This is a genomic window from Actinocorallia longicatena (genome assembly GCF_039534125.1).
Lineage (GTDB): Bacteria > Actinomycetota > Actinomycetes > Streptosporangiales > Streptosporangiaceae > Actinocorallia > Actinocorallia longicatena.
Genome location: NZ_BAAAUV010000009.1, coordinates 298,639 through 320,690, shown reverse-complemented (window position 1 = coordinate 320,690; position 22,052 = coordinate 298,639). Strand labels below are relative to the sequence as shown.

The window sequence follows — 22,052 nt, the reverse complement described above, 5'->3', positions numbered from 1 at the left end:
AGGGCGAGTCGCCCGGCGGTCGCCCGCCCTGTCCCCGCCAGCTTCCCCGCCCCCGCCGGCGCCCCGGCGGTGGGCCCCCGCCCCGCCAGCCGGGCCCGCAGGTGGACGCCGGTCGCCAGGTCGACCCAGCCCGGACGGTCCTGGGCGGCGAACAGCAGCCGGGCCCGCCAGGCGGTTTCGGCCGCCCGCAGGGGATCACCGGAGGTCAGCTCCGCCTCGGCGAGCAGATGCAGCGCGTTGGCCTTCTCGGCGGCCAGCCCGCTCGCGTCGGACTCGGTGACGGTCTGGCCGAGCAGGTCGCGGGCCTCGGCGGAGAGTCCCGCGGTCAGCAGCGCCTGGGCACGGTCGATGCGGCACTGGGCCAGCCGCTCGCCCCGCAGTTCGGGCTCGATCTCGGCGAACATCGACAGCGCCGCCGGAAGATCGCCCCGCCGGGCGGCCAGGAAGCCGAGGTTGTTGCGGACCATCAGCTCCAGGCCGCGCGATCCGGCCCTGCGCGCGATGGTCTCGGCGGCGCGCAGCGCCCGCTCGGCGGCCTCGGCCCGGCCGGCGTAGGCGTCGCGCAGCGCCCGGGCGATCAGGTGCCCGGCCCTGGCCTCGGGGTCGGCGGAGGCGCGCGGTGCCCGTTCCGGGGCGGCGGCGACCCCGCCCTGGTAGGCGCGGGCGCAGGCCAGGGTCACCCGGAGCCGGTCGCGGTCGCCGCCGTCCAGCAGCGGCATGACCTCCTCCGCGGTGGCCAGGGCCTCGGCGATCCGTCCGGCCGCGATGAGCACCGCGACCCGGACCGATCTCAGCCGGGCGGCGCGCCGCGGGTCGCGGGCCAGGGGCTTCAGCGCGCCGTCGAGGACGGCGAAGGCGGCGGCGAGGTCGCCCCGGTCCTTGTGCGCGATCGCCAGCGTCCGTATGTCCTCGGGTGAGGGAGAGGCGTGCGAAGGGGAGGCGTGGGAGGGGGAGGCCAGGGTCACAGGCGGGTCCAGTTCGTGACGATGCTGGTGCCGTCGGGGAGGGAGAGATGGAGCATGACCAGGCCGGAGGGGATGTCGTCGGCGATGAAGCGGCCGCCGGGGTCCAGCGGGGCCCGGACGGCCGCCGTCGGGGAGTGGACCGTCAGGAGCGCCGCCGCGGCGGGGGCCAGCGTGCCGGTCAGCGAGCGGGTGGGGCCGGTGGGCGTCACCTCGACGGTGATCGTGGTCTCGCCCGTCGTGAAGGTGACGAGCCGGGTCGCCGAGCGCAGCCCGGCCGAGGTCAGAGCGGTGGCGCTGACCAGGGTGGCGAGCCGGGCGTCCGGATCACGGAAGGCGAAGGCCGCCTTGGCCGCCTCGGTCAGCCCCGCCGGGACCGGATCGAGGGACTGGAAGTCCCGGTGGAGGGTGCGGAGCAGGTCTTCATTCACCTAGGGCCTCCTGGAGGTGGTGCAGGCAGCGGGAGCGGGTCGGCCCGATGCTGCCCATGGGGACATTGAGGGCCGCGGAGACCTCGGTGTAGGTGGCGGCCGCCGCGAGCAGGCGCAGGAGGCCCTGGCAGCGGTCGGAAAGGGTGCTCAGCGCCGTCGCGGTGCGGGTGAGGTGGTCGCGCGCCAGCGCCTGCTCCTCCGGAGTGGGCCCGGCGGCGGGGGCGTCCGGGGGATGGCGTGGAAGAGGGACCCTGACCAGGGCCCTGGCCTCGTTGCGGCACACGGTCGCCAGCCAGCTCCCCACCGATTCCGGATCCCACAGCGTGCCGATCTTCTGCACGAGCCGCAGCCAGGTCGCCTGGACGGCGTCCTCGGCCGAGGCCCGGTCGAGGCCGTGGGTCCTGGCGATCGTCCACAGCAGAGGCTGGAAGCGGTCGACGAGCGCGTCCCAGGCCGGCTGGTCGCCCCGGCAGGCGTGCGCCACCAGCTCCCCAGCCGTGACGCGGGTTTCACGGACCATCGTGTCCTTCCACGAGGTCCCTCGCTCCGGGAGGAGACGCTAGGGGCCGCCGCGCCGGAAACGGCGGCGACGGGCGTGTGGTTACCGGATCGCGGCCGGACCGTGTTCAGGTCCTGATGATTGTGCCGAGGTCCGGACGGGTAGGGCCGGACGCCATGACCAGGTCCGCGGCATCCGCCGGAGAAGTCCCGGACGCGACATGCGCCGCGATCATCCCGGCGACGGCCGGAGCCGCGAACGAGGTCCCCGACCACGCCGCGTACCCCTCGAATCCGGCGAAGCGCACGAAACTGCTCTCCACCGCGACACCTTGGGCGCACGCGTCGACCCACCAGCCGTAGTTGCTGAAGTAGGCGCGCTCCATGCCGTCCAGCGCCCCGACCGCGAGGACCTGCTTCAGCGCGGCGGGCCAGAACGGCCGGTCGGTGGCGGTGTTCCCGGCGCAGGCCGTCACGACCGTGCCCCGGCCGAGCCCGGCGATCGCCCGCTGGAGCACGGGGGAGGGCCGGTCGTCATAGGTGTGGCAGCCCAGGGAGAGGTTCACGATGTCGGCGGTGAGGCCGTCGAGGGCCCGCACCACCGCCAGCTCGTCGCCCACGCCGTCGCCGCCGGCCACCCGCCGGGCGGTGATCCGGGCGGAGGGCGCGTGCCGCAGCACGACCCCCGCCACGAACGTGCCGTGCCCGGCCTGGCCGTCGAGATCGTGGTCGAGGTCGGCGTCGAGGACTTCGCCGACCGTGTCGCGCTGGGCGGCGAACCAGTCGCTCTTCTCGTACCAGGGATGCGGGTCGAGCCCGGTGTCGAGCACGGCGACGGTCACGTCCCTGCGGGTCGGTCCCGGCGGCGGCAGCCGGCTCGGGCGGGCCGGGCGAGGCCGTTCGGCCGGGCCCGTCCACCACATCGGCTGCGTGTGGACCAGATGGTTGGGGCCCGCGGTGAGACCGCGGGCCCTGGCGAGGGCGGCCAGCTCGCAGACGTCCACCCGCCGGGCGGGATCGAGCCTGACCCTGGTGACCCCCGGGCCGGGTTCGGCGCCGGTGCTCCACGCCCGCAGCAGCCCGCCGGCCCGCTCCAGATCCCCGTCGGCGACCAGGAGCTGGTCGGCCCTGACCAGTGCGCCGGACGCCACCATCCGGACGTCCGGATGGCGCGCCAGCAGCCGCTCGATCCGGGCGTCGCCGTCGAAGGTCATGAACTCAGTGTGCCTGAATCTTTACATTGAGTGAACCTATTCGCGGGTGACCGAGACCTGGATGTTGCCGCGGGTGGCGTTGGAGTACGGGCAGACCTGGTGGGTCGCCTCCAGCAGCGCCTCGCCCTCGGCGGCGGAGATGGCGTCCGGCAGCTCGGCCCGGAGCGCCACCTCGAGCTCGAACCCGCCCTGCCCGTTCGGCTTCAGGCCGACCTCGGCCGTCACGGCGGCGTCGGAGACGTCCAGCTTCATGCGCTGGCCGACGAGCTGCATCGCGCTGGCGAAGCAGGCGGAGTAGCCGGCGGCGAAGAGCTGCTCGGGGTTGGTGCCCGCGCCGTCGCCGCCCAGCTCCTTCGGCCGGGCGAGGGTGACGTCGAGCCTGCCGTCGCTGGAGGCCGAACGGCCGTCGCGGCCGGCGGACGTGGCGATCGCGGTGTAGAGGACGCTGCTCATCTGGACTCCTTAGACAGACCTGTCTGTTCGGACATTTCCGACTCTAGACAGACCTGTCTGCTATTGTCAATTCCATGACGTCCCCTGCCCGCGCCCGGCTGCTCGACACCGCCACCCGGCTCTTCTATGCCGAAGGCGTCCACACCGTGGGCATCGACAGGATCATCGCCGAGGCGGGGGTGGCCAAGGCCACCTTCTACAAGCACTTCCCGGCCAAGGACACCCTGGTCATCGCCTATCTGGCCAAGGAGTACGCCCGCCAGCGCGAGGCCCTCGAGGCACTGCCGGGCACCGGCACGGAGCGGGTGGAGCGGATTTTCACCCTGCTCGGCGACCTGAGCTGCGGCCCCGGCTTCCGCGGCTGCCCGTTCCTCAACGCCGCCGCCGAGTTCCCCGACCCGGAGCACCCCGTCCGGCTGGTCGTCGCCGACTACCGCGAGTGGTTCCGCGGCCTCATGCGCGACCTGCTGGAGCGGTCCGGCCGCGACGACGCCGCGGCCAAGGCCGATCTCCTGCTGCTGATCCGCGACGGGCTGGCCGTCAGCGGCGGTCTCGGTGACGAGACCGCGGTGGCGGCGGGGGTGCGGGCCGCCCTGGTGCTCGCCGCATAAGATCGGATTCTTCGCGAACGGGGGAAGCGCAGTGTCACTGGAAACTTTCATCGCCGGGCTGCCCAAGGCCGAGCTGCACGTCCATCACGTGGGATCGGCCTCGCCGCGGGTCGTCGCCGAGCTCGCAGCCCGGCACGAGGGGACCACGAAGGTCCCCGCCGACCCGGTGAAGCTCGCCGAGTACTTCACCTTCCGCGACTTCGCCCACTTCATCGACGTCTACGTCTCGGTCGTGGACCTCGTCCGCACGCCCGAGGACGTCCGCTCGCTCACCTACGGCGTGGCCGAGGACATGGCCCGCCAGAACATCCGCTACGCCGAGCTGACCGTCACGCCCTACCTGACGCTCATGGCGGGCATGCCGGTCGAGGCCTTCCTCGAGGCGATCGAGGACGCCAGGGTCGCCGCCGGACGCGACCTCGGCACCGTCCTGCGGTGGTGCTTCGACATCCCCGGCGAGGAGGGCCTGCCCGCGGCCGAGCACACGGTGCGCGTCGCGGTGGACCGCAGGCCCGAGGGCCTGGTCAGCTTCGGCCTGGGCGGTCCCGAGGCCGGGGTGGGCCGCCCGCAGTTCAAGCCCTACTTCGACGAGGCCCGCGCCGCCGGCCTGCACAGCGTCCCGCACGCGGGCGAGACCACGGGGCCCCAGACCATCTGGGACGCCCTGAACGACCTCGGGGCGGAGCGGATCGGCCACGGGACCCAGGCCGTCGCCGATCCGAGGCTCATGGACCATCTCGGCGAGCACGGGATCCCGCTGGAGGTCTGCCCGACCTCGAACATCGCCACCCGGGCCGTCGAACGGATCGAGGACCACCCGATCAAGCGGATGGTCGACGCGGGCCTGGTGGTCACGGTCAACTCCGACGACCCGCCGATGTTCGGCACCGACCTCAACACCGAGTACGCGGTCGCGGCCCGGCTGCTCGGCCTGGACCGGCGCGGCGTCGCCGAACTGGCCAAGAACGCCGTCCGTGCCTCGTTCCTCGACGACGCGGGCAAGGCGGGGCTGCTCGCCGAGATCGACGCCTACCGCGGCTGACCGCTCGTCGGGGCAGGAGCCCGCCGGAGCATGCCGGCGGCGCTCACCCCTGAGGGGTGAAAGATTGACTCCCTGTTTCCTGCTTTCTGCCGGTATCACCCCACACGGGACCGCGTAAACGATCGCCATCGGAGTGTCGCGGATTGTTGCCGCGACGTTTCTGTTCGTCAATCACGCTGGTTTCAACCACGTCGATCGGGCACAATGAGGACGCACGGGCCATCTGGTGGGCTGTGAGAGGCCGTAGGGGAAGACGCGCCTCAGACCCGCTCTACCAGGAGGACCGAGTGACCGTACGCGGTGTTTTCTACGTCCACTCCGCGCCACCTGCACTCTGCCCGCACATCGAGTGGGCGGTCGCGGGTGTGCTTGGCGTTCCTGTCAAGCTGCCGTGGACGGATCAGCCCGCTGCCCCAGGCAGCCAGCGGGCCGAGTTGTGCTGGGAAGCGAGGCCCGGCACCGCGGCCGCCATCGCCTCTTCTCTGCGTGCCTGGAAACTGGCCAGGTTCGAAGTGACCGAGGACGCCGCACCGGGCGCCGACGGCGTCCGGTACAGCTTCACGCCCTCCCTGGGCGTCTTCACCGCCGCGCTGGGCGCGAGCGGCGACATCATGGTCCCCGAAGACCGGCTCCGCCATGTGATGGCGGGGGCCGCCGCCCGCGGCGGTTCGCTGGAGACCGAGCTCGAGCGGCTGCTCGGCACGCCCTGGGACCACGAGCTGGAGCCGTTCCGCCGGGCGGGCGACGGCGCCCCCGTCCGCTGGCTGCACGCGGCGGTCTGAGGCGGAGGACTCCGCCCGGCGGGCTGCGTCAGGCCGGGAGCGACGCCGACCGGAACCAGGCGAGGGTCTGGCGCAGGCCTTCGTGCAGCGGCACCGGGGTGAGGTGGGGGAACAGGGAACGGAGCCGGTCGCCGCCCGCGCGCGAGGCCCGGAGGTCCTCGGACTTGGGACGGGTGTGGACGATCTCCAGCGGCCGGTCCAGCAGCGTCTCGAGATGCACGACGAGGTCGAGTAGTGACGTGCGGGTCCCGAAGGCCAGGTTCACCGGGGTCGCGGAGGTGGTGCCCCGGTCGAGGGCGTCGATGACGGCGGTGACGACCGTCGCGACGTTGGTGAAGTCGCGGGTCTGACGGCCGTCGCCGTGTATTTGGAGGGCCTCCCCGCGCAGCGCGGCGTCGATGAGGGCCGGAACGACGGCGGCGTGGGCGTGGCCCGCCGACTGCAGCGGCCCGTAGACGTTGAAGAGCCGGAACGGCAGCACCGGGACGTCGAAGCTGTGGGCGTAGGCGAGGGCGTAGGACTCGGCGGCCAGCTTGCTCGCCCCGTACGGGCTCAGCGGCCGGGGCGGCAGGTCCTCGTGCCTGAGCGGGGCCTCGGTGCCGCCGTAGACCGCCGAGGACGAGGCCAGGATGACGTGCGCGCCGCTCGGCCGGGCCGCCTCCAGCACGTTCAGGGTGCCGGTGGCGTTGACGTCGTGGAAGGCCAGCGGGTTCTCCAGCGAGCGCGGCACCGACAGGAGCGCGGCGAGGTGGACGACGGCGTCGGCCAGGGCGACGGTGTCGCCGAGCAGGTCGCGGTCGAGGATCGAGCCGCAGACCAGCTCCGCGCCGGAGCCGGAGAGATTCACGGCGTACCCGGTCGACAGGTCGTCGAGCGCGGTCACCCGGTCGCCCCTCGCGGCCAGGGCCCGGCACAGGTTGGCGCCGATGAATCCCGCTCCGCCGGTCACGACGATGTTCACAGTCTCTCCCGACGTCCAGGCGGCACTCTTAGTAGTGTTGCACACACTTTCTGTCGAATATGGGAGCCGGGCATGCGGATCAGCGTGATCGAAGCGGCCCGCGCCGGCAGCTACCGGAGGTACGTGTGTGCGGAATAGCGGGTGTCTCCGGACGCCCCGACGCCGATCTCGTCCGGAGGATGTGCGCGGCCGTCGCCCACCGCGGCCCGGACGGCGAGGGCCTCTACACCGACGACCACGCCGCGCTCGGGACGCGCCGGCTGGCGATCGCGGACGGCGCGGGCGGCGTCCGGCCCGCCCGCTCCGAGAACGGCAGGATCGTCGCGGTCTTCGACGGCGAGCTCTACAACCACGCCGAACTGCGCGACTCCCTGCGCGCCAAGGGCCACGTTCTGGCCGGGTCCGCCGACGGCGAGTGCCTGGTCCACCTGTACGAGGAGTACGGCGACGCCCTCGTGCACCATCTGCGCGGCATGTTCGCCTTCGCCGTCTGGGACCGCCGCGAGGAGCGGCTGCTGCTGGCCCGCGACCGCGTCGGCCAGAAGCCGCTGTACTGGCGGCTGGAGGACGGGGCGCTGGAGTTCGCCTCCGAGCTGAAGGCGATCGAGGGGTCCATCGAGATCGATCCCGTCGCCCTGCACCACTATCTGACCCTCCAGTACGTGCCGGCGCCCTGGTCGATCCGGCGCGGGGTCGAGAAGCTGCCGCCCGGCCATCTGCTGACGTTCCAGCACGGCGCGGTCCGCACCGCCTGCTACTGGCGGCCGGACGCCACGCCGCGGCCCGTCCCGGAGGATCCGGCGGAGCGGCTGCGCGAGCTGCTGCTGGAGGCCACCTCGCTCCGGCTGGCGGGGGAGCGGCCGATCGGGGCGTTCCTGTCCGGCGGGCTCGGCTCCTCGGCGGTCGTCGCGGCGATGGCGCGGCTCGCCGGGACGGTGCGGACCTTCAGCATCGGATTCGCCGACGAACGCCCCGGCGAGCGGGCCCACGCCCGCAGGGTCGCCGAGCTGTTCGGCACCGACCACCACGAGTACGTCGTCGAGCCGTCGGGCCTCGAGGTGCTGCCCGAGCTGGCCCGCGCCTTCGACGAGCCGTTCGCCGACGCCTCCGCCGTCCCCGCCCACCTCCTGGCCCGCTTCGCCGCCGGGGAGGTCACCGTCGCCCTGACCGGGGACGGCGGCGGTGAATCGTTCGGCGGCCACGAGCGGTACGCGCCGCCCGGCCGGGCCGCCCGGGTGAACGTCCCGCCGCAGATGCGCCCGGCGCTGGCCCGCGCGGGCACCGCGATGGTCCGCCGCACCCGGGCCCGCACCGTGCCGCGCCGGGCCGCGCGGATCGTCGAGGTCCTCGGGCACGATCCCGCGCTGCGGTACGCGCGGATGATGTCCTGCTTCGGCCCCGAGGAGAAGGCCGGCCTCTACACCCCCGCCTTCGCCGAGACGCTCGCGGGCGTCGAGACCTGCGATCTGCTCACCGGCGTCCACGAACGGTCGGCGGCGCGCGGGGCCGCCAGGCTCCTCGACGTCGACGTGCAGACCTACCTGCCGGGCGGCCTGCTGGTGAAGGCCGACACGACCACGATGGCGCATTCGCTCCTGGCCCGTTCGCCGCTGCTCGACCAGGAGCTGATGCGGTTCGCCGCGGGACTGCCCACCGAGCTCAAGACCGCGGGCGCCACGACCGGGACCCTGTTCGAGGACGCCCTGCGCGCGTGGCTCCCCGACGACCTCGTCGACCGGCCCGAGCAGGGCTTCGGGGTGCCGCTGGCCGAGTGGCTGCGCACCGGCCTGCGCGAGCTCGCCCGCGACGTCCTCACCGACACGACCGCGACCTCGCGCGGGCTCTTCCGCCCCGAGCGCGTCGCGGGCCTGCTCGACGCGCACGACGGCGGCGACGACCACAGCCGCCGCCTGTGGGCGCTGCTCCAGTTCGAGCTGTGGACCAGGGCCAGGAACCCGTGCCCGGCCTGACCGGGCGGCGCGGCCGCATCGGCCTCCCGGTCCGCGATCACATGACCACGCGAGCCTGAGCGGCCGGCCGGACGGGGAGCCCCACCGCCAGCAGCACCAGGACGGCCAGCGCGCCCAGCATGACCGGGGGCAGGTTCCACGGCAGGAACAGCACCCACACCCCGGCCGCGGCGGCCGTCCTGCCGTCCGCGACGAGGGCCGCGACCGCCACCACCACCCAGACCAGGCAGTGCGGCCACGCCACCGGCGAGACCAGGACCGCCACGAGCCCCGTCACGGCCACCGCGCAGGCCGGTGGCAGCCGCCGCACCATCCGCGCCCAGACGGCCAGCAGCCCGGCCGCCGCCACCGCCCAGCAGGCCAGGGCGGGAACGGGCAGATGGTGGAACATTCCGAGCAGGGAGAGGTTCGACTCCGCGAGCGGTGGCCGCTCAGGGGCATCGAAGGCCCGCCCGGTCCAGAAGCTCCAGAAGCGCCAGGCCGCGCCGGGCAGCACCAGCAGGCTCCCCGCGAGCACCCCGGCGGCGGTGGCGGCGGCCATTCGCCGTCCGGTCACCCACAGATGGAGCACGAACAGCGCCGTCAGCGGCTGAAGCGCCGCGGCCGCCCCGATCAGGGCCCCCCGGAACCGCCACGGCACCAGGCAGCCGACGGCGCACAGGGCCACCGGCAGCATCCCGATCGGCCCGAGGCGGACGAGGTCGAGCACGGGAGCCAGGCAGCACATCGCCGCGGTCAGCGCCGCGATCCTGCGCGGTTCACGGATCCCGGAGACGACGGCGACCGTCACGGCCAGCGAGACGAGCACCCCGCCCAAACCCAGCATGGCCCAAAGTTACAGCCGTTGAGCGGAAGGTGACGGCTTCCGGGTCAGGAGGTGGGAATGCCCGACCACACGATCTCGGGACGGTCGTGGGCGACGATCGCCAGCGACTGCCCGCCGCCGACGAGCGCCGCGGGATCGGGATCGAGCCGGAAGCGGGCGTTCGGGCGGCTGGACTCGCCGACCGCCAGCAGCGTGCAGCCCCGTTCCAGCAGATGGACGGCCAGGGCCAGCCGGGTCCACGGACCCTCGCCCTCGGGCACGTCGACCCGGAACAGGGAACTGTCGGCGTCCAGGGTGCTGGCCAGGTTGGAGTAGATCGTGGCCACGCCGGGATTGCGGATGACGTCCGCGACGACGGCAGGGTCGTCGGTGCCGACGGGCTCGATCTCGGGGTTGATCAGGCTGAGGGCCCGCTGGAACTCCGCCCGCCGGACGCCGTCGGGGACGGCCGCGACCAGATGGCAGGAGGCGGCGGCGTGCGCGTTGACGTCGAGCATGACCCGGACGGTCTCGTCGTGGTCGCGGCCCTGGACGAAGACCGTCGCCGCCCGGTCGAGGCAGGCCCGCTCGAACGCGGTGCCGTCGAAGGCGATGACCTCCAGCACCCCGGGATCGGGGTTCTCGCCGCTGAGCTGGTCCTCCCAGAAGACCACGACCACCGGGGTCCTGGTGTGCTTGGGATCGTTCCGGAGCTGCTTGACGATCTCCAGCACGCGTGAGCGGCGGTAGCCGATCACGATGACGTGGTTCTCGTGGTGCAGCCGTGCGTGGCCGGTCGCCTTCAAGGTCTGCCCCTTCGCGAGCCAGAGGGTGAGTTCCGCGAAGAGGACGAGCCCCGCGGACAGTCCGCAGCTCACGATCAGGACCGCGCCGACGCGGCCGCCGGCGGAGACGGGGAACAGATCGCCGTAGCCGACGGTGGTCCCGCTGACGAAGAAGTACCAGAGGTAGTTCCACGGCTCGCGGATCTTCGCGTCGGCGGGTTCGCAGAAGTGGATCAGCAGGAAGCCGACGACGAACGCCGAGAGCATGGCGAGCGCGGGGGCTCGCCATGCCTTGGCGGTGATTCCGTGCAGAACACGAAGTAGGGCAATCGGCACGAATGCACCCTACTGGTAACCGCGGATCTCCTTGAAGACCGTTTCGAGCGGCTGCTTGCGGGCGTCGAAGGCGGTTCCGCCGGTCAGCCGCGCCAGCTCGTTCATCTCGTCCTCCTTCGCCTCGCCGAACAGGATCGGGAAGACCGGGACGCCCTTCGCCAGTGACGGATAGCGGCTCTCGAACTCGGGGAACCTCATGCCGTTGGCGTTCTCGCCGTCGGTCATCAGCACGATCGAGGTGAACCGGTCGGGGTCCTTGGCGGTCTGCTGCCGGGCGATCCCGAAGGCGGTGGTGAGGCTGTCGTAGATCGCGGTCCCGCCGGAGGCGTTGAGGCCCTGGGCGAAGCTCCGGATCTTCAGCAGCTCGGGCTCGGGGCCCGTCTCGGGGATGGTGAAGACCTGCGGCGGCGCGGTCTTGCTGCTGAACGGGATCAGGGTGACCTGCTCGCGGTTGTGGAAGCGCTCGAAGCCCTTGTCGTCCGCGCCGGTGAGGGAGACGAGCGCCGCCTTGAGATCCTTGATCCGCTGGCCGGTCATCGAGCCGGAGACGTCGACGACGTAGAGGGTCCGGGCGGGCCTGCGGAGCCGGTCGAAGAACGCGGCGATCAGCTTGTCGACGGTCTGGAGCGCGCCGGGGAACGGGAGCTCCTTCAGCCCCTGCTCGCCGGCGAAGGCCACGCCCGCGGTGACCGGCCGCCGGTGGACGGTGTCCGCGATCCGCTGCTGCACCTCGGGCTTCAGCAGGTACGCGGTCAGCTTGGCGTAGGAGTCGCGGGCGTGGGAGGGGGCGGAGCCGAGCAGGGTCAGCGGGTAGTCGGCGGTGACGACCCCGTCGGCGGGGTAGACGAGCGTCAGCGGCTGCTGGAGCTTGCCGGAGGCGTTCAGGGACAGCAGCACCGACTCGTAGTTGACCAGGCCGTCGACCTCGGCGCCGTGCCGGACGAAGGCGTCGGTCAGCCAGCCGGACGAGCCCGCGGTGAGGGTCTGCGCGCCGAAGAACTCCTTGAGCTTCGGCGCCACCCGCTCGATCCCGGCCGGGTCGAGGTCGCTTCCGGGGTTGAGCGCGGTCGCGATGCCGACCAGGGCGGAGAACCCCGAGTTGGACGCCGCCGGGCTGGTCATCCCGTAGGTGAAGTCCCGGCGGGCGGCGGCCTCGGCGATCTTCGCCCAGGTGGGCCGCTCGGTGGTCCAGCCGAGCCGCTGGGCGACCTCGGGCCTGACGCCGAGCACGACCGGCGACTTCATGATCGGGGTCGCGGTGCCCACCTGGGCTCCCGGGTGCAGCCCGAGGTAGCGGTTGGAGGAGAACCAGACGGCCTCGTAGGTGGCCGAGGCCCGGCCGGAGGCGACCTGCTGGACGCCGTCGAGGGTGCCGGCGAAGTCGAGCTGGACCGAGACCCCGGTGGCCTCCTTCGCCTGCTCGAGGATCGGGCGGAGATCGGCGAGCTCGCTGCCCGCCAGCACGCGCAGCGTGCCTTCCCGGGGTCCGCCGGACGTGGTTCCGGAGGAGCATCCCGCGAGGAGGGCGGTCGTCAGGACCGCCGCCAAGACTTTCTTCATGCCCATGAGACGGCGGGGCGCCGCGAAGGGAGGAGAACGCCGGGTGAGCGTTGGATGAACGATCAGGAACGCCGTTTGAGCACCCGGTCGAGCGCCGCCTGCACCTCGTCGGAGAGGCCGGGCGCGCCCGAGGCCACGAGGTCGCCGGGGGCGGCCTCGCGGGTGGCGCCGCAGGAGCGGCACTCGACCTCGCCGAGGCGGCAGACCAGCTCGAGCGAGCCGCACGCCGAACAGCGGTCGAGGGTGAGTTCGTGGGTCTGACAGTTGGGGCAGATCAGTACCTGCCGGTCCGCCTGCACACCGCGTTTCCAGGTGGAAACACCGCGCGCAGGATCGGACTGCCGTGCTCCGCAGTTGAAGCAGGGCATGGGCCACCGCCTTTGGTGGGCGGGCGGGGGATCCACCGCACGGCGGATCCCCGGCCAGGCTGCCTAATTAGAGCTCGGCGAGCGCCTTGCGGTACTCGTCGAGGTCACGGGCGTTGGGGATGTCGTTGTCTACCTTCCACGACACCACGCCCTCCTTGTTGATGATGAAGGTCCCGCGACGGGCGAGGCCCTTCTCGTCGTTGAAGACACCGTACGCCTGCGCCACGCCGCCGTGCGGCCAGAAGTCCGAAAGCAGCGGGAACTGGTACTTCTCCTGCTCGGACCACGCGCGGAGCGCGAAGACGGAGTCGACGGAGACCGCCAGAACCTGGACGTCGTCGCCGCCCAGGGTCGGCAGCTCGTCGCGGATCGCGCAGAGCTCGCCGGTGCACACCCCGCTGAAGGCCAGGGGGTAGAAGACCAGGACGACGTCCTTGCTTCCGCGGAAGTCCGACAGTTTGACCGGGGTCCCGTGCTGGTCCTTCAGCTCGAAGTCCGGGGCGGTGTCGCCGACTTCAACGGCCATGTTCTTTTCCCTTCGAGGGCAAGACTGAATCCTGACGGCGCCAGTCTGCCATCGGCATCGTCAATTGCGGCCCTTCGGGGCCACCAGACGGGTGCCGGACCATTCCGGAGCGGCGCTGACGCTGCTGGTCTGGGACAGGCCCGCCGTGGGGGCCGACTCTCCGATGTCGCTGGGCTCGACGTGGCCTTCACGGCCCTGCTTGGGCGTGAGCAGCCAGATGTGACCGCCGCCCGCCAGCGAGGTGAGGGCGTCGACCAGGCCGTCGACCAGGTCACCGTCCTCATCGCGCCACCACAGCAGTACGACGTCCACGACCTCGTCGTAGTCCTCGTCGACCAGCTCGTTGCCGGTGACCGTCTCGATGGACTCGCGCAGCTCTTCAGCCGCGTCCTCGTCCCAACCGAGCTCCTGCACCACCTGGCCCGGCTTGAATCCGAGCCGTTCGGCCAGGCTGCGCTCCGTCTGCGCCTGACCCGCGGTCGCGCTCACGAACGTCCTCCCTGTGTCGTCTTCACGGGTTCACCGTACTGTTCGACGGTGACTCCCCAAGGTATTGCGGGCTAGTTCACACAAGGGACCACCCTCTGCGCAAGTGCCCATACCTCATCAGCATGATCCAATCCTCGGGAATTCACATTCCCCGGAGGAAGGACAGCCTCACCTGCCGATCCGGATTGTCCAGGTTCAGGTCGACCAGAGCGATGCTCTGCCACGTCCCGAGGGCGATCCGGCCGCCCAGGACGGGCACGGTCGCGTAGGGCGCGACGATCCCGGGCATCACGTGAGACCGCCCGTGACCAGGCGATCCGTGCGCGTGGACCCAGCGGTCGTCCGCCGGAAGAAGATCACGCAGCGCGGCGAGAAGATCTTCATCGCTTCCCGCCCCCAGTTCGATGATCGCGATTCCGGCGGTCGCGTGCGGCACGAACACATTCAGGAGGCCGTCGCCTTCGCCCTGGACGAAACCCGCGCACTCGGCGGTGAGGTCGTGGATCGCCTCACGCCGTCCGGTGCTCACGGTGAGGACTGTGCTCTTCATGAGACGATCATCACAGGTATAGACCTCTCCTGGTGGATCGGGGTGTCCTTCCGGGAGTCACTCTTCCCTTATTGCCAGGTATTTACCTGCGGGCGGGTGCGCCGTCGCCGACCTGGAATCCGGTCCTGACCTGCGTCTAGTTACCGCTCAGTAGAGATGCGAGTGCGTCTGACAGGCAGCAGGATGGGGGGAGACCGTCACAGGTCAAAACGAACATCGACAAACAGCCGATGGAATCCGCGCGTGTTAAGGGGACCCCAGTGCCTTCCGGACGCCAACGCTTCTCGATCATTAGCGACGGCCTGCCGAGCCAGCTCCCGGACATCAACCCCGATGAGACCCGGGAATGGCTCGAATCACTGGACACGGTCATCAAGACCGAGGGCCGCACCAGGGCCCGCTATGTGATGCTGAAACTGCTAGAGCGAGCCCGTGAGCAGCAGGTGGGTGTGCCCGGCCTGCGCAGCACGGACTACATCAACACCATCCCGCCGGAGAGCGAGCCCTGGTTCCCCGGGGACGAGCACATCGAGCGGCGCATCCGGGCCTACATCCGGTGGAACGCGGCGATCATGGTGTCCCGCGCCAACCGGCCCGAGCTGTCGGTCGGCGGCCACATCGCCACCTACGCCTCGGCCGCCTCGCTCTACGAGGTGGGCTTCAACCACTTCTTCCGGGGCAAGGACCACGGCGAGTCCGGCGACCAGGTCTTCATCCAGGGCCACGCCGCCCCCGGCATCTACGCGCGCGCGTTCCTCGAGGGCCGCCTGAGCGAGCAGCGCCTCGACGGCTTCCGCCAGGAGGTCTCGCACGCCGGCGGCGGGCTGTCGTCCTACCCGCACCCGCGCCTCATGCCGGACTTCTGGGAGTTCCCGACCGTCTCGATGGGCCTCACCGCCATCGACTCGATCTACCAGGCCCGCTTCAACCGGTACCTGCTCTCGCGCGAGATGAAGGACACCTCCCGCTCGCACGTGTGGGCCTTCCTGGGCGACGGCGAGATGGACGAGCCCGAGTCGCTCGGCGCGATCGGCCTCGCCGCCCGTGAGGAGCTCGACAACCTCACCTTCGTCATCAACTGCAACCTGCAGCGGCTCGACGGCCCGGTGCGCGGCAACGGCAAGATCATCCAGGAGCTGGAGTCCTACTTCCGGGGCGCCGGCTGGAACGTCATCAAGGTCATCTGGGGCCGAGACTGGGACCCGCTGCTGGCCAAGGACGTCGACGGCGTCCTGGTCAACAAGATGAACACCACCCCCGACGGCCAGATGCAGACCTTCTCGGTCGAGTCCGGTTCCTACACGCGGGAGCAGTTCTTCGGCGACGACCCCCGCCTGCGCAAGATCGTCGAGCACCTCTCCGACGACGAGATCTCCAACCTCTCGCGCGGCGGCCACGACTACCGCAAGCTCTTCGCCGCCTTCAAGGCCGCGCGCGAGCACGTCGGCCAGCCGACCGTCATCCTCGCCCACACCATCAAGGGCTGGACGCTCGGACCGGACTTCGAGGCCCGCATGTCCAGCCACCAGATGAAGAAGCTGTCGAAGAACGAGCTCAAGGAGTTCCGCGACCGCCTCTTCCTGGAGATCCCGGACTCGGCCCTCGAGGCCGACCTGCCGCCCTACTACCACCCGGGCGCGGACTCCGAAGAGATCCAGTACATGAAGGAGCGGCGCGCGGCCCTCGGCGGGTTCCTGCCCAAGCGGCAGAACCGCGCCAAGGCCCTGAAGCTGCCCGGCGACGACGCCTACAAGGAGCTCCAGAAGGGCTCGGGCAAGCAGGCCGTCGCCACGACGATGGCGTTCGTCCGGCTGCTCAAGGACCTCATGAAGGACAAGGAGATCGGCCACCGTTTCGTGCCGATCATCCCCGACGAGGCCCGCACCTTCGGCATGGACGCGATGTTCCCGACGGCGAAGATCTACTCGCCGCACGGGCAGACCTACGAGGCCGCCGACCGCAAGCTGATGCTGTCGTACAAGGAGTCCGAGCAGGGCCAGATCCTGCACGAGGGCATCTCCGAGGCCGGCTCCATGGCCTCGCTGATCGCCTCGTCGACCTCCTACGCCACGCACGGCGAGCACATGATCCCGATCTACATCTTCTACTCGATGTTCGGGTACCAGCGGACCGGCGACCAGATGTGGGCCATGGCCGACCAGATGGGCCGCGGGTTCATGCTGGGAGCCACCGCCGGGCGCACCACGCTCACCGGTGAGGGCCTCCAGCACGCCGACGGCCACTCGATCCTGCTGGCCTCGACCAACCCCGCGACCGTCGCCTACGACGCGTCCTGGGCGTTCGAGCTGTCGCACATCGTCAAGGACGCCCTCACCCGGATGTACGGCTCCACGCCGGAGCACCCGAACGGCGAGGACATCCACTACTACCTGACGATCTACAACGAGCCGATGCCGCAGCCGGCGCAGCCGGCCGACCTGAACGTCGCGGACCTGCTCAAGGGCCTGTACAAGTTCAAGGACGGCACGGACCTCGGCGCGGACGCCCCCCGGGCGCAGATCCTCGCCTCCGGCGTCGCCGGCCGCTGGGCCGTCGAGGCGCAGGAGATCCTGGAACGCGAGTGGGGCGTGTCGGCCGACGTGTGGTCGGCTCCGTCCTGGACCGAGCTGCGCCGCGAGGCGATCAACTGTGACACCTACAACCTGCTCAACCCCGAGAAGGACCAGCTGATCCCGTTCGTCACCCGGCGCCTCGACGGCGTGCAGGGGCCGATCGTGGGCGTCAGCGACTTCATGCGGGCCGTCCAGGACCAGATCGCCCCGTGGGTACCGGGCGACTACACCACCCTGGGCACCGACGGCTTCGGCTTCTCCGACACGCGGGCCGCGGCCCGCCGCTTCTTCCACGTGGACACCCAGTCCATCGTCCTGGCGGTCCTGACCCGCCTGGTGAAGCGCGGCGAGCTCAAGCCCGAGGTCCTCACCCAGGCGATCCAGCGCTACGGCCTGGACCAGGGTGTGGCCGCGGTCTCCGGCACCAACGCACCGGAGGAGTCCGGCGGCGCGGCCTGATCCGCGATCAGGGCACGGAGCAGAACAGCGCAGGGGGGCGGCCACGGCCGCCCCCTGCGGCGCTCTCTCAGCTCGGCATGAGGGTCGGGTCGGTGGACAGGCGGCAGGCCACGTCCTCCTCGGTGACGATGCGCCGCCAGCCGTCGCGGGCCCTGCGGCGGAAGTCGTCCTGCTTGGCCTCGGCGGCGGTGCGGTAGTAGTGCGCGAGGTCCTTGGCCGGGGGACGGCCCGGGCCGGTCAGGTCGTAGCCGTAGGTCTCCAGCCGGTCGCCCAGCACGTGCTCGGCCAGCCGGATCTCCGCGCCGGTGAGCCGCGACTCCCAGGACCGGACGGCGGCGGCGTCGATCTCGCCCTGGGTGCGGGCGTGATGGGTCTTGCGGCGGGGGGTGACCGAGGCGAGCTCGTGCGGGCGGAGCATCGAGGGGTCGTAGGCCTCGTCCAGGAAGGCGCACAGGGCCTGGAGCTCGGCCGCGGGGTCGGCGACCAGGTGCTCGTACTGGAGCTCGTAGTAGGAGCCGGGCGGCATCCTGCGGCCGGCCTCGTGCCCGTTGTCGATCGCGCGGGCCCAGGTGTTGATCGCGTAGGCGGTGTCGTACTTCCACCAGCTCATCTGCTTGAGCGAGCCCACGCAGTCCCGGCCGTCCCTGATGAGGTGGACGAACTGGGCGTCGGGGAACATCCTGATCAGGTCCGGCAGGTAGCGGATGTAGGTGGGCCGCTTGTCGCCCCAGCGCGGCTTGCCGTGGGACGCCGCGTAGGCGCGCAGGACGGTCCCGAGCATCGAGCCGAGAGTCGGCGGGGCCGCGGCCATCTCGGCGATCGTCGCCGCGGGATCGAGACCCAGATCGTCGAACTTGTGGCCGCGCGTGGTCACGATCCACTCGGCCAGGCGCTGCCGGTGGGCCGGTTCGTCGAGGTCGCCCCACTCCGCCCGCCGGTAGTAGGCCGGCAGCAGGAACCGGGTCTCGGGCGGGATGGCGATGCGGGGATGGGCGTGCAGCATGAGCTGCAGGAGCGTGGTGCCCGACCGGGGGCACCCGACGATGAAGATCGGCCGTTCCATGTGCGTCTTCCGTTCTCTGATCGAGCGCCTCGGCGCACCCGAGAGATTACGGAAAGTCGAGCATCAATGCACGTTGAGTAGTCGGCGGAGGTGAGGCCTTGACCATCGGTTGACCTGGCGGACCGCCTACGCTTGCACCGTGACCAAGGACGCGAGTGCCTCAGCGAAAGATCTGCGCGAACAGACCACGCGCCGTCTCGAGACGGCGCTGAGCACGTTCGGCAACGCCGCGCTCGCCCGCATGGAGGAGCGGCTGCCCTGGTTCCGGCGGATGCCGGCCGAGCAGCGTTCCTGGATCGGCCTGGTGGCGCAGACCTCCATCGCCGCGTTCGTCGAGTGGTTCCGCAACGGTGAGAAGTCCCGGGTGGCGCTCGGCGGCGAGGTCTTCGCGACCGCCCCCCGCGAGATGATGCGGACGATCAGGCTCCAGCACACCGTCGACATGGTCCGGGTGATCAGCGAGGTCGTCGAGACCCGCCTGCACGACCTGGCCGCCCCCGGGGGCGAGACCCAGCTCCGCGAGGCGATCCTGCGCTACACCAGGGAGGTCGCCTTCAGTGCGGCCCAGGTCTACGCCCGCGCCGCCGAGACGCGCGGAGCCTGGGACGCCCGGCTCGAGGCCCTGGTCGTCGACTCCCTCCTGCGCGGCGACGGCGACGACGGCCTGCACTCCTGGGCCGCGGCGCTCGGCTGGACCACCAAGCCCGTGTTCGTCCTCGCCGGCCAGGCGCCGGAGGAGGATCCCGAGTCGATCGCCGACCAGATCCGCCTGTCCGCCCGGCGGCTGCGGGTCGACGTGCTCAGCGGGGTCCAGGGGCACCGGCTGATCGTGATCGTCGGCGGGGCGGAGGACCCGCTGGCGGCCTCCCAGCTCCTGGCGGGCAAGTTCGGTTCGGGCCCGGTCGTCGTCGGGCCCGAGGCGCCCGACCTCTACGGCGCGACCGCCTCGGCCCGGGCGGCCCTGGCCGGGCTCAGGTCGGCGGTCGGCTGGCCGGACGCCCCGCGGCCCGTCCTGGCGGCCGAACTGCTCCCCGAGCGCGCCCTCGACGGTGACGACGTGGCCCGCCACTACCTGGTGGAGAGCGTCTACACGCCGATCAGGGCGGCGGGGGCGCCCCTGCTGGACACCCTGACGACCTATCTGGAGCAGGGCTCCTCGCTGGAGGCCACGGCCCGGCTGCTGTACGTCCACCCCAACACCGTCCGCTACCGGCTCCGGCGGGTCGCGGAGCTCACCGGGCTGGTCCCCACCGACGGCCGGGGCGCCTTCACGCTGCGGATCGCTCTGGTACTGGGAAGGTTCACAGATCGTCCGCACGGAGTGTGAAGTCGAGGACGTGACGCGCGTCACTGTTGTTCGACTCCTACAAAGCTGCACGATCAAACTTCGTCCTCCTCGACATGCCCCCGCATGCCCCCACACGGCAAGGTGGGGTCCGTGCTTCTCATCACAGCGCCCGGCCAGGGTGCGCAGACCCCCGGATTCCTGAGCCCGTGGCTCGAGGTGCCCGGCGTGGCCGACCGCATCGCCGGTTGGTCGGACGTCGTGGGCCTCGACCTCGTCCGCTACGGCACGACCGCCGACGCGGACGAGATCAAGGACACCGCCGTCGCGCAGCCGCTGCTGGTGGCCGCCGCGATCGCCGCCTTCGAGGTCCTCGGGGTCACCCCGGACGTCGTCGCGGGGCACAGCGTCGGCGAGCTGGGTGCCGCGGTCATGGCCGGGGTCCTGTCCGCAGAGGAGGCCCTCGCCCTCGTCGCCGTGCGCGGCCGGGGCATGGCGAGCGCCGCGGCGATCACCCGGACGGGCATGACCGCCGTCCTGGGCGGCGACCGCGAGGAGGTCCTCGCCTCGATCGGGAAGCACGGGCTCACCCCCGCGAACATCAACGGCAACGGCCAGATCGTCGCGGCGGGCACCCTGGAGCAGCTCGCGGCCTTCGCCGAGGAGCCGCCCGCCAAGGCCCGCCTGCGCCCTCTCGCCGTCGCCGGTGCCTTCCACACCGAGCACATGGCCCCCGCCGTGGCCGCGCTGGAGGAGGCCGCCGCCGGGATCACTCCGAAGGACCCGCAGGTCAAGCTCGTCTCCAACCGGGACGGCGCCGTCGTCACCTCAGGAACAGAGTTCCTGTCCCGGCTTGTTGGACAGGTGAGCGCGCCGGTGCGCTGGGACTCCTGCACGGCCACCTTCGCCGATCTCGGAGTCACCGCGATCATCGAACTTCCGCCTTCCGGCACGCTGGTCGGGCTCGCCCGCCGTGATCTGAAGGGCGTGCAGCTGCTCGGCCTGAAGACCCCGGACGAGCTCGACGCCGCCCGGAAGCTGATCGAGGGACTTTCATGAACATCCAGCTGGCACAGGGCGCCCCCGGCGCCCGGATCCTGGCTTTCGGCCACTACCAGCCGGAGAACATTGTCACCAACGACGACCTCGCCGCGCGCGGGGTCGACACCAACGACGAGTGGATCCGCTCCCGGGTGGGGATCGCCGAGCGGCGGATCGCGCTGGACAACGAGTCGATGGTCGACCTGGCCGTCAGCGCGGGGGACAAGGCGCTCGCCGCCTCGGGCCTGACCGCCGGCGACATCGACCTGGTGATCGTCGCGACCTGCACGGCCGAGTCCCAGGTCCCGAACGCCTCCGCCACCGTCGCCTTCCGGCTCGGGATCAAGGCCCCGGGCGCCTATGACGTGAACGCGGCGTGCGCCGGGTTCGCCTACGCGCTGTCGGCCGCCTCGGACGCGATCAGGGCGGGTTCCGCCAAGAACGTCCTGGTCATCGGCAGTGAGAAGTTCTCCCCCTGGATCGACTGGACCGACCGCACGACCTGCATCATCTTCGCCGATGGTGCCGGCGCCGCGGTCGTGACCGGCTCCGACGTCCCGGCCATCGGCCCGGTCGTGTGGGGGAGCGACGGCGAGAACGCCGACAAGATCATGGTGCAGGACCGCAACTCGTTCCTGCACCAGGACGGCCAGGCCGTCTTCCGGTGGGCCACCACCGCGCTGCATCCCGTGGCGCTGGAGGCCTGCCGCCGCGCGGGCATCGACCCGTCGGAACTCGCGGCGTTCGTGCCGCACCAGGCGAACCTCAGGATCATCCGCGGGATCGCGAAGAAGCTCAACGCGCCGAACGCGGTGATCGCGGAGGACATCGTCAACGCGGGCAACACCTCGGCCGCTAGCATCCCGTTGGCACTGTCGCGCATGATCGAGCGCGGCGACGTGCCGTCGGGCGGAATGGCCCTCATCATCGGGTTCGGCGCGGGCCTGACCTACGCCGCCCAAGTCATCCAGATCCCCTAGGGACCCGTCCCCGGGGATCGGGGATCTTTCTACAAAGGAGCAGTACGAGCATGGCTGAAGTCAGCGAGCAGACCATCCTGGCCGGTCTGGGCGAGATCGTCGAAGAGATCGTCGGTGTTCCGGCGGCGGACGTCACCCCGGAGAAGAACTTCATCGACGACCTGGACATCGACTCGCTGTCGATGGTCGAGATCGCCGTCGCCGCTCAGGACAAGTTCGAGGTCGAGATCCCGGACGACGAGCTGAAGAACCTGCGCACCGTCCAGGACGTCATCGACTACGTCCAGGGCCTGGCCGCCAAGGCCTAA

22 protein-coding genes and 1 pseudogene are annotated in these 22,052 nt (G+C 71.3%); 9 read left to right on the top strand and 14 right to left on the bottom strand.

The window, feature by feature from the left end:
• The 5 genes and pseudogenes from ABD785_RS21050 to ABD785_RS21030 all read right to left on the bottom strand — a co-directional run.
• A pseudogene (locus ABD785_RS21050) lies at positions 1–965 on the bottom strand (hypothetical protein); the annotation flags it as partial.
• Complete coding sequence (locus ABD785_RS21045; RefSeq protein ID WP_344830925.1) at positions 962–1,393, bottom strand: hypothetical protein; 432 nt, start codon at positions 1,391–1,393, stop codon at positions 962–964. The gene ABD785_RS21045 and the pseudogene ABD785_RS21050, both read right to left, overlap by 4 nt.
• Positions 1,386–1,913 carry an RNA polymerase sigma factor gene (locus ABD785_RS21040; RefSeq protein WP_344830922.1) on the bottom strand — a complete coding sequence of 176 codons (528 nt, stop codon included), beginning with the start codon at positions 1,911–1,913 and terminating at the stop codon, positions 1,386–1,388. Before ABD785_RS21040 ends, ABD785_RS21045 begins: the two co-directional genes overlap by 8 nt.
• A gap of 106 nt (positions 1,914–2,019) precedes the next feature.
• Positions 2,020–3,105: a S8 family peptidase gene (locus tag ABD785_RS21035; RefSeq protein WP_344830919.1), complete on the bottom strand. Its 1,086-nt coding sequence runs from the start codon at positions 3,103–3,105 to the stop codon at positions 2,020–2,022.
• Between the two features lie 36 nt (positions 3,106–3,141).
• Entirely contained in the window at positions 3,142–3,558 is a 417-nt protein-coding gene (locus tag ABD785_RS21030; RefSeq protein ID WP_344830917.1) for an organic hydroperoxide resistance protein, read from the bottom strand.
• A gap of 74 nt (positions 3,559–3,632) precedes the next feature.
• On the opposite strand from ABD785_RS21030, the gene ABD785_RS21025 reads away from it, so the two are divergent.
• The 3 genes from ABD785_RS21025 (at position 3,633) to ABD785_RS21015 (ending at position 5,993) form a co-directional block, all read left to right on the top strand.
• Positions 3,633–4,169, top strand: coding sequence for a TetR/AcrR family transcriptional regulator (locus ABD785_RS21025; protein WP_344830915.1), 537 nt, complete (start codon positions 3,633–3,635; stop codon positions 4,167–4,169).
• A 31-nt stretch (positions 4,170–4,200) separates the two neighbouring features.
• Positions 4,201–5,211 (top strand): adenosine deaminase, encoded by a 1,011-nt coding sequence (locus ABD785_RS21020; RefSeq protein WP_344830913.1) that lies wholly within the window; start codon positions 4,201–4,203, stop codon positions 5,209–5,211.
• A gap of 287 nt (positions 5,212–5,498) precedes the next feature.
• Entirely contained in the window at positions 5,499–5,993 is a 495-nt protein-coding gene (locus ABD785_RS21015; protein WP_344830911.1) for a DUF3145 domain-containing protein, read from the top strand.
• 28 nt (positions 5,994–6,021) lie between these two features.
• Here the strand turns inward: ABD785_RS21015 and ABD785_RS21010 are convergent, their stop codons facing one another.
• Entirely contained in the window at positions 6,022–6,954 is a 933-nt protein-coding gene (locus ABD785_RS21010) for an NAD-dependent epimerase/dehydratase family protein (protein WP_344830909.1), read from the bottom strand.
• 125 nt (positions 6,955–7,079) lie between these two features.
• Between ABD785_RS21010 and asnB the strand changes: the two genes are divergently transcribed.
• Positions 7,080–8,924, top strand: a complete 1,845-nt coding sequence (gene asnB, locus ABD785_RS21005) for an asparagine synthase (glutamine-hydrolyzing) (RefSeq protein ID WP_344830906.1) — start codon at positions 7,080–7,082, stop codon at positions 8,922–8,924.
• 37 nt (positions 8,925–8,961) lie between these two features.
• On the opposite strand, the gene ABD785_RS21000 is transcribed toward asnB, so the two are convergent.
• From ABD785_RS21000 to ABD785_RS20970, 7 genes are all read right to left on the bottom strand, one after another.
• On the bottom strand, positions 8,962–9,750 hold the full coding sequence (locus tag ABD785_RS21000; protein WP_344830903.1) for a glycosyltransferase 87 family protein: 789 nt from the start codon (positions 9,748–9,750) through the stop codon (positions 8,962–8,964).
• A 44-nt stretch (positions 9,751–9,794) separates the two neighbouring features.
• Positions 9,795–10,850, bottom strand: a complete 1,056-nt coding sequence (locus tag ABD785_RS20995) for a potassium channel family protein (RefSeq protein ID WP_344830900.1) — start codon at positions 10,848–10,850, stop codon at positions 9,795–9,797.
• Positions 10,851–10,859: 9 nt separating this feature from the next.
• The gene (locus ABD785_RS20990; RefSeq protein WP_344830897.1) at positions 10,860–12,410 is read right to left on the bottom strand and encodes a substrate-binding domain-containing protein; all 1,551 of its coding nucleotides are present in this window, start codon (positions 12,408–12,410) and stop codon (positions 10,860–10,862) included.
• A gap of 62 nt (positions 12,411–12,472) precedes the next feature.
• Positions 12,473–12,709, bottom strand: a complete 237-nt coding sequence (locus ABD785_RS20985; protein WP_344830894.1) for a hypothetical protein — start codon at positions 12,707–12,709, stop codon at positions 12,473–12,475.
• Between the two features lie 136 nt (positions 12,710–12,845).
• Positions 12,846–13,304, bottom strand: coding sequence for a peroxiredoxin (locus ABD785_RS20980; RefSeq protein WP_344830891.1), 459 nt, complete (start codon positions 13,302–13,304; stop codon positions 12,846–12,848).
• Between the two features lie 60 nt (positions 13,305–13,364).
• Entirely contained in the window at positions 13,365–13,793 is a 429-nt protein-coding gene (locus tag ABD785_RS20975; protein ID WP_344830889.1) for a DUF3052 domain-containing protein, read from the bottom strand.
• Positions 13,794–13,935: 142 nt separating this feature from the next.
• The gene (locus tag ABD785_RS20970) at positions 13,936–14,343 is read right to left on the bottom strand and encodes a secondary thiamine-phosphate synthase enzyme YjbQ (RefSeq protein WP_344830886.1); all 408 of its coding nucleotides are present in this window, start codon (positions 14,341–14,343) and stop codon (positions 13,936–13,938) included.
• Positions 14,344–14,603: 260 nt separating this feature from the next.
• Here ABD785_RS20970 and aceE point away from each other — a divergent pair, with 260 nt between their 5' ends.
• Entirely contained in the window at positions 14,604–17,375 is a 2,772-nt protein-coding gene (gene aceE / locus ABD785_RS20965; protein WP_344830884.1) for a pyruvate dehydrogenase (acetyl-transferring), homodimeric type, read from the top strand.
• 67 nt (positions 17,376–17,442) lie between these two features.
• Here aceE and ABD785_RS20960 read toward each other — a convergent pair whose 3' ends face one another.
• Positions 17,443–18,438 (bottom strand): sulfotransferase family protein, encoded by a 996-nt coding sequence (locus tag ABD785_RS20960; RefSeq protein WP_344830881.1) that lies wholly within the window; start codon positions 18,436–18,438, stop codon positions 17,443–17,445.
• A gap of 139 nt (positions 18,439–18,577) precedes the next feature.
• Between ABD785_RS20960 and ABD785_RS20955 the strand changes: the two genes are divergently transcribed.
• From ABD785_RS20955 to ABD785_RS20940, 4 genes are all read left to right on the top strand, one after another.
• Entirely contained in the window at positions 18,578–19,765 is a 1,188-nt protein-coding gene (locus tag ABD785_RS20955) for a PucR family transcriptional regulator (RefSeq protein WP_344830879.1), read from the top strand.
• A 111-nt stretch (positions 19,766–19,876) separates the two neighbouring features.
• Complete coding sequence (locus ABD785_RS20950; protein WP_344830877.1) at positions 19,877–20,782, top strand: ACP S-malonyltransferase; 906 nt, start codon at positions 19,877–19,879, stop codon at positions 20,780–20,782.
• Positions 20,779–21,744, top strand: coding sequence for a beta-ketoacyl-ACP synthase III (locus ABD785_RS20945; RefSeq protein ID WP_344830874.1), 966 nt, complete (start codon positions 20,779–20,781; stop codon positions 21,742–21,744). The genes ABD785_RS20950 and ABD785_RS20945 overlap by 4 nt, the downstream gene beginning before the upstream one ends.
• Positions 21,745–21,794: 50 nt before the next feature.
• Positions 21,795–22,052, top strand: a complete 258-nt coding sequence (locus ABD785_RS20940; protein WP_344830871.1) for an acyl carrier protein — start codon at positions 21,795–21,797, stop codon at positions 22,050–22,052.